Source organism: Spirillospora sp. CA-108201, from assembly GCF_050936235.1.
GTDB lineage: Bacteria > Actinomycetota > Actinomycetes > Streptosporangiales > Streptosporangiaceae > Spirillospora.
The window spans coordinates 9,560,234-9,573,915 of the sequence record NZ_JBNJNE010000001.1 but is presented as its reverse complement, the minus strand read 5'-3'; the positions used below and the strand labels follow the sequence as shown (position 1 = coordinate 9,573,915).

Annotated in this window: 12 protein-coding genes; 7 read left to right on the top strand and 5 right to left on the bottom strand. The window is 74.8% G+C overall.

What is annotated here, in order from left to right; all coding sequences use genetic code 11:
* Positions 1-11: 11 nt before the first annotated feature.
* Positions 12-1,400 (bottom strand): FAD-dependent oxidoreductase, encoded by a 1,389-nt coding sequence (locus ACQEU6_RS45535; protein WP_499340021.1) that lies wholly within the window; start codon positions 1,398-1,400, stop codon positions 12-14.
* A gap of 41 nt (positions 1,401-1,441) precedes the next feature.
* The gene (locus tag ACQEU6_RS45530; protein WP_499340020.1) at positions 1,442-2,566 is read right to left on the bottom strand and encodes an amidohydrolase family protein; all 1,125 of its coding nucleotides are present in this window, start codon (positions 2,564-2,566) and stop codon (positions 1,442-1,444) included.
* Positions 2,567-2,664: 98 nt separating this feature from the next.
* Between ACQEU6_RS45530 and ACQEU6_RS45525 the strand changes: the two genes are divergently transcribed.
* Positions 2,665-4,125, top strand: a complete 1,461-nt coding sequence (locus ACQEU6_RS45525) for a type I glutamate--ammonia ligase (RefSeq protein WP_499340019.1) — start codon at positions 2,665-2,667, stop codon at positions 4,123-4,125.
* On the opposite strand, the gene ACQEU6_RS45520 is transcribed toward ACQEU6_RS45525, so the two are convergent.
* Positions 4,122-4,262 carry a hypothetical protein gene (locus tag ACQEU6_RS45520; protein ID WP_179847823.1) on the bottom strand — a complete coding sequence of 47 codons (141 nt, stop codon included), beginning with the start codon at positions 4,260-4,262 and terminating at the stop codon, positions 4,122-4,124. The genes ACQEU6_RS45525 and ACQEU6_RS45520 overlap by 4 nt on opposite strands.
* 124 nt (positions 4,263-4,386) lie before the next feature.
* Here ACQEU6_RS45520 and ACQEU6_RS45515 point away from each other — a divergent pair, with 124 nt between their 5' ends.
* Together ACQEU6_RS45515 and ACQEU6_RS45510 are read left to right on the top strand one after the other, a co-directional pair.
* The gene (locus tag ACQEU6_RS45515) at positions 4,387-4,920 is read left to right on the top strand and encodes a CGNR zinc finger domain-containing protein (RefSeq protein ID WP_499340018.1); all 534 of its coding nucleotides are present in this window, start codon (positions 4,387-4,389) and stop codon (positions 4,918-4,920) included.
* A 46-nt stretch (positions 4,921-4,966) separates the two neighbouring features.
* A complete protein-coding gene (locus tag ACQEU6_RS45510) occupies positions 4,967-6,322 on the top strand; it encodes an aromatic acid exporter family protein (protein ID WP_499340017.1) in 1,356 nt (451 codons plus the stop codon).
* A 41-nt stretch (positions 6,323-6,363) separates the two neighbouring features.
* Here the strand turns inward: ACQEU6_RS45510 and ACQEU6_RS45505 are convergent, their stop codons facing one another.
* Positions 6,364-7,800, bottom strand: coding sequence for an LVIVD repeat-containing protein (locus tag ACQEU6_RS45505; protein WP_499340016.1), 1,437 nt, complete (start codon positions 7,798-7,800; stop codon positions 6,364-6,366).
* A 165-nt stretch (positions 7,801-7,965) separates the two neighbouring features.
* On the opposite strand from ACQEU6_RS45505, the gene ACQEU6_RS45500 reads away from it, so the two are divergent.
* The 4 genes from ACQEU6_RS45500 to ACQEU6_RS45485 are packed head-to-tail and all read left to right on the top strand — an operon-like array spanning position 7,966 to position 11,447.
* Positions 7,966-9,495: a peptide ABC transporter substrate-binding protein gene (locus ACQEU6_RS45500; protein WP_499340015.1), complete on the top strand. Its 1,530-nt coding sequence runs from the start codon at positions 7,966-7,968 to the stop codon at positions 9,493-9,495.
* Between the two features lie 17 nt (positions 9,496-9,512).
* Positions 9,513-10,055, top strand: a complete 543-nt coding sequence (locus ACQEU6_RS45495) for an NADPH-dependent FMN reductase (RefSeq protein ID WP_499340014.1) — start codon at positions 9,513-9,515, stop codon at positions 10,053-10,055.
* 31 nt (positions 10,056-10,086) lie between these two features.
* Positions 10,087-10,650: a TetR/AcrR family transcriptional regulator gene (locus ACQEU6_RS45490; protein WP_499340013.1), complete on the top strand. Its 564-nt coding sequence runs from the start codon at positions 10,087-10,089 to the stop codon at positions 10,648-10,650.
* A gap of 11 nt (positions 10,651-10,661) precedes the next feature.
* Entirely contained in the window at positions 10,662-11,447 is a 786-nt protein-coding gene (locus ACQEU6_RS45485; RefSeq protein ID WP_499340012.1) for an MBL fold metallo-hydrolase, read from the top strand.
* On the opposite strand, the gene recD2 is transcribed toward ACQEU6_RS45485, so the two are convergent.
* Entirely contained in the window at positions 11,438-13,678 is a 2,241-nt protein-coding gene (gene recD2 / locus ACQEU6_RS45480) for an SF1B family DNA helicase RecD2 (protein WP_499340011.1), read from the bottom strand. The two genes, ACQEU6_RS45485 and recD2, sit on opposite strands and share 10 nt — an antisense overlap.
* Positions 13,679-13,682: the final 4 nt, after the last annotated feature.

Genomic DNA, 13,682 nt, shown 5'->3' with positions numbered 1-13,682 from the left:
GACAAAGCGGATCAGGAACCGGAGCGCATGTCCCGCTCGACGGCGTCGGCGGCCTTGCGGGCGGCGACCAGCACGGGGTCCCAGACGGGCGCGAACGGCGGCGCGTACCCGAGGTCGAGGCCCGTCATCTCCTCGACCGTCATCCCGTTCCACAGCGCGATGGCCAGGCCGTCGACGCGCTTGGCGGCGTTCTCCTCGCCGACGATCTGCGCGCCGAGCAGCCGGCCGGAGCGGCGCTCGGCGATCAGCTTGGTCGTCATCGCGGCGGCGCCCGGGATGTAGCCGGCCCGGGTGGTGGACTCGACGGCGACGCTCAGCGTCTCGAACCCGGCCGCGGCCGCCTCGGCCTCGTTCAGCCCGGTCCGCGCGACCTCCACCCGGCAGATCTTGGAGACGGCCGTGCCGACCACGCCGGGGAAGGTGGCGTAGCCGCCGCCGATGTTGATCCCGGCGACGCGGCCCTGCTTGTTGGCGTGCGTGCCGAGCGCGATCGCGACCGGCGCGCCCGACACCCGGTGGCGGGTCTCGACGCAGTCGCCCGCCGCCCACACCCGCTCGGCGCGGGTGCGCATCCGCCGGTCGGTGACGATCCCGCCGGTCGGGCCGGTCGCGATCCCGGCGCTCTCGGCCAGCCCGGAGGCCGGTCGCACGCCGAGCCCGAGGACGACCAGGTCCGCGGGCAGCGTGCGGTCGCGCGTGCGGACCGCGGTGACGTGCCCGTCCGGGGAGGTGTCGAAGCCCTCGACCGGCTCCCCCAGGTACAGCCGCACGCCGATGCCGCGCATCGCGTCCGCGACGAGCGCGCCCATGTCCGGGTCGAGGGTGCGCATCGGCTGGTCGGCGAAGTCCACCAGCGAGACCTCCAGGCCGCGCATCACCATCGCCTCGGCCATCTCCAGGCCGATGTAGCCGCCGCCCACCACGACGGCGCGGCGGGGGCTCCCCTCCCCGACGGCGCGGCGGATCGCCACACCGTCGTCGAGGATCTGCACGCCGTGGACGCCCGTCGCGTCGGCGCCGGGCAGATCCGGGCGCGCGGGGACGGCGCCGGTCGCGACCACGAGCCGGTCGTAGGGCTCCCAGTGTTCGCCGCCGCCGTCGAGCGAGCGGATCCGCACCCGGCCGCCGCCGGTGTCGATCTCCACGGCCTCGGTGCGCAGCCGCAGGTCGATGCCGCGCGAGCGGAACTCGGCGGGCGTGCGGGCGACGAGCGCGTCGAGCTCGTCCACCACGCCGCCGACGTAGTAGGGAATGCCGCACGCCGAGTAGGACGCGTGGTGCCCGCGCTCCACGGCGACGATCTCCAGGTCGTCCGGGCCGCGCAGCCTGCGGGCCTGGGACGCGGCGCTCATCCCCGCGGCGTCGCCCCCGATGACGAGCAGGCGTTCACGTGCCGCCATGACGAGTCCTCCCGAATGCCGGTTCCGCCGCGAAGATCGGCTCACTCCAGACCGTAGACCCGGCGGGCGTTGCCGGACCCCACCAGCCCCGCGACCCGCTCGGCGTCGCGGGCCGTCCAGGCGCCGTCCTCCACTCCCCCGGCCAGGAATCCGGCGAGCCCGCGCCGGAACAGCAGCGCCCCGAGGTGGTAGAGCTCGGCCAGCCCGAACGCGTCCGAGGAGTACAGCACCTTCCCGAACGGCGCCAGCTCCAGCAGCTCGGCGATGAGCGCGGGCGAGCGGTGCCCGAGGTTGTGGGTCGCCAGGCCCGCGTCGACGTACACGTTCGGCAGCACCTGCGCCAGGTACCCGGCGTGCCGGTGGAACGGGTAGTTGTGCAGCAGCATCGCGGGGACGGGGTCCATGGCGCGCAGCAGCCCGACGAGCAGCAGCGGGTCGCCGCGCCTCAGGTCGGCGTCCGCGTCCCCGTAGCCGACGTGGAACTGGACGGGCAGCCCGGCGTCCACCGCGCACCAGACGAGGAACCGGTGCAGGGTCTCGTCGCACACGCGCGGCGGCGCGCCGCCGCCGGGCGCCGCGAGCATCAGCCGCCCGGCCGCCCCGGCGACCTCGGCCTCCGCCGGCCGCTCCCCCGACAGCTCCAGCCCGGCCCGGTAGGCGGCGATCGACTTGGCCCCGACGGCGCCCGCGGCGGACGCGGCGTGGAGCCGGGCCCGCACCTCGCCCGCGAACCGGGCCGCCTCGACGCCGTCCGCCGCCACCCGCTCCGCGACCGCCTCCAGCCGGACGATCTCGTGCGCCCGCGCGCCGGCCAGCCGGCCGAGGCCGGGCGGGTCGAGGATCGCCGCCGGCGTGTAGCCGGTGTCCACGCAGAGCGCGTCGAGTCCGGCGGCGCGCAGGAACCGCCGGTTGACCTCCGCCGCGCCGAGCTCGGCCCGGCGCGCCAGGTACTCGTCGGGCTCGGCGTGGGCGTCCAGGCCGAGGACCGGCGGGCACCAGCGCCGCAGCGCGAACCCGACCTGGGTGTCGAACATGCTCACGCCGGGCGGTCCCGCGTTCTCCGCCTCGGTGAGCATCTCCTCGAACGCCGTGCGGCCGAGGTCCTCGCCGAGGACGCCGTGGCAGTGGTGGTCGACCAGCCGCAGCGCCTCCAGATACTCCAGCACGGCTCCCGCTTCCTCCCTGAAACACGACTGCGTTCTCCCTACGATGCCCTTACGGACCGTGTTCACGTCCACCGCCACCCGACCGGGAGTCAGCAACCGTGGAACCGACCTCTCAGACCGCCCCGCGGGGACGCGACGCCGGAGAGCGGGCCCTGGACGGGCGCGAGCGCGCCAGGCTCGGCGCCCGCGCGGCCGAGGCGGCGCGCAGGCTGGCCGGCGAGGGCATCGCCGCCGTCGCGCTGACGTGGGTGGACGTCAGCGGGATCACCCGCACCAAGACCGTCCCGGTGGAACGGCTGGAGCACGCCGCGGCGTGGGGCGTGGGGATGTCCCCGGTGTTCGACGTGTTCCTGCTGGACGACTCGATCGTGTCCGGGCGCCACATCGGCGGCCCGACCGGCGACCTGCGGCTGCACCCCGACCTGGATCGGCTCGTCCCGCTGGCCGCGCTCCCGGGCTGGGCGCACGCGCCCGCGCTCCGGTACGCCCAGGACGGATCCGTCCACCCGCTGGACGCGCGGGCCCTGCTGCGCCGCGAGGTGGACCGGCTCGCCGGGCGCGGCTACACGGTGAAGGCCGCGTTCGAGATCGAGTGGGCGGTGTCGGACGGCGACGGCGAGGAGTTCTCACCCGCCTGCAAGGGCCCCGCGTACGGGATGACGCGGGTCACCGAACTGGCCGGCTACCTGCGGGACGTCCTGGAGTCGCTCAGGCGGACCGGCGTGACGGTCGTCCAGCTCCACCCGGAGTACGCGGCCGGGCAGTACGAGGTGTCGGTGGCCGCCGAGGACCCGGTCGGCGCGGCCGACACCGCGGTGCTCGTCCGGGAGACGATCCGGGCGGTGACGATCCGGCATGAGATGGCCGCCTCGTTCTCGCCCAAGGTCGAGGCCGACGCGGTCGGCAACGGCGCGCACGCCCATCTCAGCCTGTGGCGGGACGGCACGGCGGACGGCCCGGTGAACGCGGGCCCGGTGAACGCGATGGCGGGCGGCCCCGGCCCGTACGGGATGACGGCGGCCGGGGAGGCGTTCGCCGCGGGCATCCTGCGCCGGCTGCCCGCGCTGCTCGCGATCGGCGCGCCGTCGGTGGCGAGCTACCTGCGGCTGGTCCCGTCGCACTGGTCGGGCGCGTACGCGTGCTGGGGGCTGGAGAACCGGGAGGCCGCGCTGCGGTTCGTGACGGGGGCCGAGGGCGAGCGGGCGACCGCCGCGAACCTGGAGGTCAAGTGCCTGGACGCCGCCGCGAACCCGTATCTGCTGCTGGCGGCGCTGCTCGCGGCGGGGCGCGACGGCCTCGGCGACGGCCTGCGGCTGCCGGAGCCGGTCGACGTCGACCCGGCGGCCCTGGCGGAGGAGGAGCGCGCCGCGCGGGGCATCGCCCCGCTGCCGGCGTCGCTGGCCGAGTCGGTCGCGGCGTTCGAGGCCGACGCCGTCCTGCGCGCGGCGCTCGGCGAGGCCGTCGCCGACACGGTGGCGGCGGTGCGGCGCGGGGAGATCGCGCTACTGGACGGGGCCACGCCGCAGCAGGTGGCCGCCGCCACCCGCTGGCGGCACTAGCGGTGCTCCGGCGCGCCGTCGCGCCCGGCCGCCGCGACCGGGCCCGGCTCGAACCGCTGCACGCGCATCTGCGGCCTGCCGCAGGCGCAGCGGGTGTAGGTGACCACTCCCTCGGAGGTCAGGTGCCGTGACAGCACCTCGTAGACATCGGACTCAGACCAGCCACAGCGTGGGCATTCCACCGCGCATCCCAGGAACGTCTGTAAGGGTTGTAAACAAGATAACATTTACTGATCGGCTGCGGGACCGGAGGCCCGGGTAATGCGCATCACTGGATACAAGAGTCACGGGGTGGCGGCCGCCGCCGCGCTGGTCAACGCCGTGACGAGCGCCGACGGCGACGACTCCCCGGAGGCGCTGCGCCGCGTCCTGCGGGAGAACCAGTTCTTCTGGCAGGAGTTCGAGGACGCCGACGCCGCCGACTTCCGGCGCTGGGGACGGGTCCTGCGCCCCTTCTTCCAGGCGGACCGGCTGGAGGAGGCGATGGCGATGCTGAACCGGCTGATGCTGGAGATCCCCATGCACCCGCATCTGGCCGACCACGAGCCGCACGGCCTGCACATGCACTACGCGCCGCCGTCGTCCCGGCTGGTGGAGCGGTTCCGCGCGACCACGCTGATGAACCTGGCCGAGCTGATCGTCGAGCACGGGCTCGGCCGGACGGGCGTCTGCGCCGCGGAGGGCTGCGACCGCGTGTACGCCGACACCTCGCGGGCGGGGCGGCGCCGGTTCTGCTCGGAGGCCTGCGCGAACCGCACGAACGTCGCCGCGTTCCGCGCCCGCCGGCGGGAGTGACCAGCCCCATTGTGACCTTTGCCCGCCGGCGGGCATGACAGTGCGCATGTCGCTCGTGTTCTTCCGCCGCCGCTCCGGCGAGGGTGATCGCGTCGGCCGCTCGCCGCTGCGCGTGGCGACGGAGGTGCGGTCCACCGCGTATCGCATCGCCCGTCTGACGATCACCGCGACGCTGGCGTTCGTGCTGGCGCTGGCGGTGCTGCCGGCCGGCGGGCCGCAGCCGCTGCTGGCGCCGCTGACCGCGCTGCTCGTCGTGCAGTTCTCCGTCTACCAGACGATCAAGGCGAGCGTCCTGCGGGTCGCCGCCGTCACCTCGGGGGTGCTGATCGCGGTGATGGCCGCCGGCACCATCGGGTTCTCCTGGTGGACCCTCGGCCTGACGATCCTCGCGGCCCTGGTCATCGGGCACGCGCTGCGCCTCGGCGAGCACGTGCTGGAGGCGCCGATCTCCGCCATGCTGATCTTCGCACTGGGGTCGGCGAGCGAGGCGGGCGCGGCCGACCGCGTCCTGGAGACGCTGATCGGCGCCGCCACCGGGCTGGCGGCGACGCTGCTGGTCCCGACGGTGCGGGTGCGGCCCGCCGAGGAGGCCGTCCAGGACGTCGCCGAGAAGCTGCGGGAGCTGATCGCCGGCATCGCCGACGGGCTGCGCGGCGAGCGCACCGAGGACGAGGCGGCCCGCTGGCAGGCGGAGGCGGAGCGGCTCGCCCGCGAGCTCGGCCGCACCGACCGCGAGCTCGGCGCCGCCGAGGAGAGCGTCCGGCTCAACCCGCGGACGCGGGCGCGGCGGCTCATCGACGCCGGCGTCGCGCTGCGCAACGCCATGGAGACGATGGAGCACTTCACGCTGTCGCTGCGCGGGCTGACCCGGTCCCTGGCCGACGACGAGCGGCTCGGCGACCGGGGCCGGCTGCTCACCGACCCCGAGCTGCGCCGCGAGCTCGGCGACGCGCTGGCCGGGATCGCGGCCAGCGTCGCCTCCTACGGCCGGCTGGCCCGCTCGGACCTGACCCGCGACGCCCGGCCGTTCCTCGCCGAGCACGAACTGGAGGTGCGGGTGGACGTCGCCCGCGAGCGCCGCGCCCGGCTCACCCGGCGGCTGCACGAGCGGGCCGCGGCCGGCGACCTGTGGCCGCTGTACGGGGAGGTGTCCATGGACATCGACCGGCTCATCGAGAACCTGCGCGTCGAGCACCGCGCCCGCGCCCGCGAGCACTGGCGGCGGCACCGCGGCGCCTCGCGGCACCTGCCCGCGCGGCCCGTCCAGGTCGTCCAGCAGGCGGGGCAGCAGCTGCGCCGCGCGGCCGGGTCCGCGGTCGCGGCGGCCGAGCGCGGCGCAGGCGAGACCGAAACGCGCGTCAACCGGCCCGAGCAGGACGAAGGCCCGTCCTCGGGGGGATGAGGACGGGCCTTCGCGCGGGGTCGCGGACCCCGGTGGGACGGTCAGCGGAAGGTGGGCTCCAGGACGTCGACGCCGCGGGTGTTGTCGGCGACGTAGACGTACTTGCCGTGCCAGTACGGCTGCCAGGACGCGGCGTCCGCCGGGCGGTAGTAGGCGATCTGCCGCGGGTTCGTCGGGTCCCGGACGTCCAGGAACCGGGTGCCCTGCGAGTAGAACGACTGGGCGATCACGCCGTCGCGGACGTCGAAGTAGTGCGCCGAGCAGTCCGTGCTCGCGGGGTCGCTCCCCTCCTTGCCCGCCACGCCCCACGTCGCGACGGTGTTCAGGCGGAACTTGCGCTCCGGCGTGGACCGCCAGCCCTCACCGCCGTAGGAGCCCTTCAGCGACGCGATGACGAGCAGGCCGTCGTTGGCGCAGCCGTCGTTGAACGTCTCCTCGGTGACGTACAGCAGCTGCCCGTTACCCCACCTGCGGGGGTCGGCCGCCTGGTCGCGGGTCTGCCCGACCGCCCGGTAGCTGTTGTGCATGAAGGTGGAGTTCGTGGTGGCCTCGTCCAGCCCGCCGCCCGCGTACGGGACGGGGTCGACCGCGGTGGCCCTGCGCCACTTCTTCTTCACCGGGTCGTAGTGGCGGCCGGTGGTGTGGTAGCCGCGCACGCCGCCGCGCCCGGACGCCCAGGCGACCCCGTCGGAGTCGACCTGGATGTCGTGGGTGTAGTCGGTCTTGCCGTCGTTGCGGCCGGTGTCGATGGGGTCCCTGTGGACCTTCGGCTTGGCCGGGTCGCGGACGTCGGTGACCCACACGGGGCGCCCGCCCCAGTCCGCGGGCATCCAGCTCGCCTTCGCGGGGCCGCCCGTCCACAGGTACTTGCAGTCGTCCACGCAGGTCGTCGTGTGGCCCGCGGGCACCGTCACGTAGGTGATCTGGCGCAGGCTCTCCGGCTTGGAGGCGTCCACGACGTAGATGCCCGACTCGCCGGTGGCGGTGGTGCCGCCGAACGCGCGCGGGTCCCGGGACAGGTAGATGATCTTGCGCTTGGGGTCGAAGTCGGTGTCCTCGGTCTCCCACATGCCGGGCATGTTCAGCTGCCCGACCAGCTTGGGGACGCGGGGGTCGGCGCTGATGTCGTAGGCCTTCAGCCCGAACTCGCCGGTCGCGTACATGATCGTCCGCTTGTGCCGGCCCTGGCCGTAGTCGATGAACATCAGGGAGATGGCGCCCTTGGCGTCGGTGACGCCGCCGACGCGCCGCACGCCCTTCACCGCCTCGGACTTCGTGCTCGCGGGGGCCGCCCGGCGGTAGTGCCCCGCGTGGCCGCCGGCGCCCTCGCCCTCGGTGGCGGCGGCCTGCGTGGTCTGGGACTTCTCCGGCTCGGGCGGGCACGCCCAGGCGCTGCCGGCCGTCAGCGCGACGGACGCCGCGACCGCGACGCCGCCCTGCAGCAGGCGTCGGGTGGGAAAGGATGTGCGGGGGAGCATCGCGCCTCCACGGAATGGATCTTCGCAAGCGCCAGTGTGACCGGCGCCGCGGACTTGATCAACAGGTCGGCGGGTCACGAAATGGACTCAGCACCGTGAGGACTGGTGGGACCTGACAGCGTGGTCTACCCTCCCCTGGGGTCGCCCAGCTCCCAGGAGAGGCCAGTGAAGAGCTCTGCCCGCACCGCCGCCCTGGTCGCCGGCGCCGTGGCGGTGCTGGTGGCGCCGGTCGCGGCCCTGAAGGCGTGGAGCGAGCCCGCCGAACCGCGGATCTCGGTCGGCGCCGCGGCCCCCGCGACGCTGCTGCCCGGCGACGTCCGCGACGCCTCCGGCCGGATGATCGCGAACGCGGTGTGGACGGGCCTGGTCTCCTACGACCCGAAGACCGGCGCGCCCGCGAACGCCGCCGCCGCGTCGGTCACGAGCCCGGACCGGCGCGTCTGGACGGTCCGGCTCCGTCCCGGCGCGACGTTCCAGGACGGCTCGCCCGTCACGTCCCGCTCGTTCACCGGCGCCTGGACGGCCGTGCTGCGCGAACGCTGGGCCGGGGCGCGCCTGTTCACCGAGACCGCCCGCGTCAAGGGCGCCCGCGCGGGCGAGGACCGGGTGCCCGGCCTGAAGGTGAAGGACGACCTGACCTTCGAGGTGACGCTGGACCGCCCGCTGAACGGCTTCCCCGCCCTTCTCGGCGACCCGGCGTTCTTCCCGATGCCGGAGAGCGTCCTGGCCTCGCGCGACTGGGCGGCCTACGGCCGCGCCCCGGTCGGCAACGGGCCCTTCCGGGTGGGGTCGCGGAGCGCGCGCGAGATCGTCCTGCGCCGCCGCTCGGGCGAGGGCCGCTCCGTGGTCGTCAGGGCGATGCCGGACGCGAAGCGCCAGTACGCCGCGGCCGGCGCCGGCGACCTGGACGTCGCCACGCTGGTGCCGCCGGACCGGCACGAGTCGATGGAGGCCGACTTCGGCGACCGGCACCTCGCCGTCCCCGGCCGCGACGTCACCTTCCTGGCGTTCCCGGCCCGGGTGGAGCGGCTGTCGTCCCCGACCGTCCGGACGGCGCTGTCGATGGCGATCGACCGTTCCGCCGTCACGGAGGGGCCGCTCGGCCACCAGTACTCCCCCGCCGACTCTCTCGTCGCTCCGGGCGTCCGCCCTGGTCACCGCGAGGGGCAGTGCCGCTTGTGCGTCCACGACTCCAGGGCGGCGGTCGCCGCGCTGGCCGACGCGGGCGGGCTGAAGGGCCCGCTGAACCTCTGGTACGAGGCGGGCCGGGGCGACGACGCGTGGGTGAAGGCCGTCGCGGACCAGCTCGCCAGGGAGCTGAAGCTCGACGCCCGCCCGCGTCCCGTCGCCGACCTGCGCGAGGCCGCGGACTCCTGCCAGGTCGACGGGCCCTTCGTCGTCCGCACCACGGCCGACTACCCCGCGCCCGTCGCCGCGCTGGCGCCGCTGCTGGACGCCGGGACCGGCCCCGGCGACGCGTACGCGACCGGCCTGCTCACCGAGGCCGAGCGCGCGGCCACCCCGGACGAGGGCGTGATACCCGCGCGCCTCGCCGAGAGCGCCCTGCTGCGCGACATGCCCGCGATGCCGCTGTGGTCCCGCCACGACCACCTGGTCTGGTCCGAGCGCGCCCGCGGCGTCACCGCCGACGCCTTCACCGGCCTGCGCCTCGACCGCCTGGCCATCGGGGACTGACGCGTAGCCTGACGATCATGACGAAGGTGCTGATGCTCTGCGGGAGCCTGCGCAAGGGGTCCACGAACGAGGCGGCGCTGCTCACCGCTCGGGCGGCGGCGCCGCCCGGGGTGGACGCGACGCTCTACGCCGGCATGGGCGACCTGCCGCACTTCAATCCCGACGACGACCGCAAGCCGCTCCACCCTGCCGTCGCGGGCCTGCGCGCGGCCGTCGGCGCCGCCGATGCCCTCCTGATCTGCACCCCGGAGTACGCGGGCGCGCTGCCCGGCTCGTTCAAGAACCTGCTCGACTGGACGATCGGCGGCGGCGAGATCTACGAGAAGCCCGTCGCCTGGCTGAACGTGGCCTCCCCCGCCGCGCCCACGGGCGGCGGCGACGCACACGCCTCGCTGCGCAAGGTGCTCGGCTACGCGGGCACCGAGATCGTCGAGGCCGCGTGCGCGCGGATCCCGGTGACCCGGCCCGACGTGGGCGAGGACGGCCTGGTCCGCACCGCCGAGCCGCGCGCGCGGCTCGCCGGGTCGATGGAGGCGCTGCGGGCCGCGCTCCGCCATTGAATTATTAGACCAGTCTACATAGAATCGCCCCATGGCACCTCGGGGCGAGACGCGTGAGCGCGTGCTGGCGACGGCGGCGGAGCTGTTCCAGCGGCAGGGCTACCACGGCACCGGGCTCAACCAGGTCCTCGCCGAGAGCGGGGCGCCGAAGGGCTCGCTGTACTTCCACTTCCCGGACGGCAAGGAGCAGCTCGCGTCGGAGTCGGTCGCGCTGTCCGGCCGCGCGGTGGGCGAGGCGCTCGCGGAGTCCCTCGTCGCCGCGCCGGACGGCCGGGCCGGGCTGGCGGCCCTCGGCGACCACTTCGCGCGCGCCCTGCTGGAGTCCGACTTCGGCAAGGGGTGCCCGGTCGCGACCGTGGCGCTGGAGACGGCCGCCGAGAGCGAGACCATCCGCGCCGCCTGCGACGGCGCCTACGCCGAGTGGCAGGACGGCATCGCGATGGCCCTGCGCGGCTGGGGCGTGCCGGACGGGCGCGCCGACCCGCTGGCCGCGCTCGTCCTGTCGTCGGTCCAGGGCGCCGTCATGCTGGCCCGCGTCCGGCGGGACGTGTCCGTCATCCACGAGGTCACCCGCCAGCTCGGCGACCTGATCTGAAGGAGCATCGCATGCGCGTCCACCATCTCGACTGCGCTCCCCTGCGGGAGATCGAACCGGCCGACGGTCCGGAGAGCCCGCTGAGGCCCGCGCGCGCCGTGGGCCACGTGCTGCTGCTGGAGACCGACGCGGCCGGGCTCGTGCTCGTGGACGCCGGGATCGGGCTCGGCGACATCGAGCACCCGTCCGAGCGGCTGCTGGACGACTGGGTGGAGATGGCGGGGCCCACGCTCGACCCGTCCGCGACGGCCGTCCGGCAGATCGAGGCGCTCGGGTACGCGGCGGCCGACGTCCGGCATGTCGTCCCCACGCACCTGCACCGCGACCACGCGGGCGGGCTGAGCGACTTCCCGGACGCGGCGGTGCACCTGTTCGAGGCCGAGCTGGCCGACGGCGGCAGGACCCCGGCGCAGCTCGCCCACGGCCCGAAGTGGGTCCCCTACGCGGGCGCCGAGGGCGAGACCTGGCACGGCTTCGAGGGCGTCCGCTCGCTGGAGGGCGTGCCCGAGGACGTCCTGCTGGTGCCGATCGGCGGCCACACGCCGGGACACGCGGGCGTGGCGGTCCGCGACGGCGCCCGCTGGCTGCTCCACGCGGGCGACGCGTACATGTACCACGGCGAGGTCGACCGTCCCGAGCCGGTCACGCACCCGCTGATGGAGCTCGTCCAGGCGGGCGGCGAGGTCGACCGCGAGCTGCGGCTCGCGAACGTGGCGCGCCTGCGGGAGCTGGCGCGCGGCGGCGAGGTCGAGGTGTTCAGCGCCCACGACCCCTGGGAACTGGCCCGTTACCGCTGAGAGAGGCGGTGGGTCAGGGCGGTGTGGCGGCGGCCCGCGCCGGCGGTGCGGACGGCGGCGGCCAGGGCGCGGCGCGAGCCGACGAGGACCACGAGCTTCTTGGCCCGGGTGAGGCCGGTGTAGAGGAGGTTGCGGCGCAGCATCATCCACGCGCCGGTGGTCAGCGGGATGACGACGGCCGGGTACTCGCTGCCCTGCGAGCGGTGGATCGTGATCGCGTACGCGTGGGCGAGCTCGTCCAGCTCGTCGAAGGCGTAGTCGACGCTCTCGTCCTCGTCGGTCACGACGGTCAGCGACTGGTCCTCCACGGACACGGACGTGACGACGCCGACGGTGCCGTTGAAGACGCCGGCCTCGCCCTTGTCGTAGTTGTTGCGGAGCTGGGTCACCTTGTCGCCGACGCGGAACACGCGGCCGCCGTAGCGGCGCTCGGGGCGGGCGTCGTCGTGCGGGGTCAGCGCCTCCTGGAGCAGGGAGTTCAGCGTGCCGGCCCCGGCCGCGCCCCGGTGCATGGGGGCGAGGACCTGGACGTCGCGGCGCGGGTCGAGGCCGAACCTGCGCGGGATGCGGTTGGCGACGACGTCCACCGTCAGCTCGGCGGCCTCGTCCTGCTCGTCGCAGGGGAACAGGAAGAAGTCGGGGAAGCCGCGGGTCTGGGGGTGCTCGCCGGAGTTGACGCGGTGCGCGTTGACGACGATGCCCGACCGCTGCGCCTGCCGGAAGATCCGGGTGAGCCGGACGCGGGGGACGGCCTCGGCGGCGAGCAGGTCCGCCAGCACCTCGCCCGCGCCGACGGACGGCAGCTGGTCGACGTCCCCGACGAGCAGCAGGTGCGCGCCGCGCGGGATCGCCTTCACCAGCTTGTTGGCCAGGATCAGGTCGACCATGGAGCACTCGTCGACGACGACCAGGTCGGCGTCCAGGGGGTCGTCCTGGTCGAACTTGGGATCGCCGCCCGGCTGGAGCTGGAGCAGCCGGTGCACGGTCGCGGCCTCGTGCCCGGTCAGCTCGGCGAGCCGCTTGGCCGCCCGGCCGGTCGGCGCCACCAGGACGATCTTGGCGTGCTTGGCGGCGGCGAGCTCCACCACCGAGCGGACGGTGAAGCTCTTGCCGCAGCCGGGGCCGCCGGTCAGCACGGCCACCTTGGAGGTGAGCGCGAGCTTGACGGCGTCCTCCTGCTCGGGGGCGAGCGCCTGGCCGGTGCGCTGCCTGAGCCACGGCAGCGCCTTGTCCCAGTCGACGCCGGCGAACGCCTTGAGCCGGTCGGCGGGGGCGTCGAGCAGCTCCAGCAGGCCGCGGGCGAGGGAGCGCTCGGCCCGGTGGAACGGGACGAGGTACACGGCCGGGATCGTCGCGGCGTCCTCACCGTCCCCGGGGATCGGCTCCCGGACGACGCCCTCCTCGCCCGCCAGCTCGTCCAGCGCCGGGACGACCAGCTCCCGCCCGACGCCGAGGATCTTCTCCGCCGCCGTGACCAGGTTGGGCTCGGGCAGGAAGCAGTGCCCGTCGTCGGCGGCCTCCGACAGGGTGTACTGGAGGCCCGCCTTGATCCGCTCAGGGCTGTCGTGCGGGATGCCGACGGCCTGCGCGATGGTGTCGGCGGTCTTGAAACCGATGCCCCACACGTCCGAGGCGAGCTGGTAGGGGCGCTTGCGGACGGTGTCGATCGAGGCGTCCCCGTACTGCTTGTAGACGCGGACGGCGAGTGACGTGGAGACGCCGACGCCCTGCAGGAAGACCATGACCTCCTTGATGGCCTTCTGCTCCTGCCAGGCGTCCCCGATCCGCCGGGTGCGCTTGGGGCCGAGGCCCTGGACCTCGACGAGGCGCTCGGGCTCCTCCTCGATGACGCGCAGGATGTCGGTGCCGAAGTGCCCGACCATCCGGTCGGCCATCACCGGGCCGATGCCCTTGATCATGCCGGAGCCGAGGTAGCGGCGGATGCCCTGGATCGTCGCCGGCAGGACGGTCGTGTAGGAGTCGACCTCGAACTGCTTGCCGTACTTCGGGTGCGAGCGCCACCGCCCGACCAGGCGCAGGCTCTCCCCCACCTGCGCGCCGAGCAGGGCGCCCACGACGGTGAGCAGGTCGGGCCCGCTCTTGGCGGTCGCGACGCGCGCGACGGTGTAGCCGGTGTCCTCGTTGGCGTAGGTGATCCGTTCCAGCACCGCCTCCAACTCCGCCGGATGCGGCGCGGCGGGCGGGTTCGGGGAGCTCGGCACGACCACCATGGTG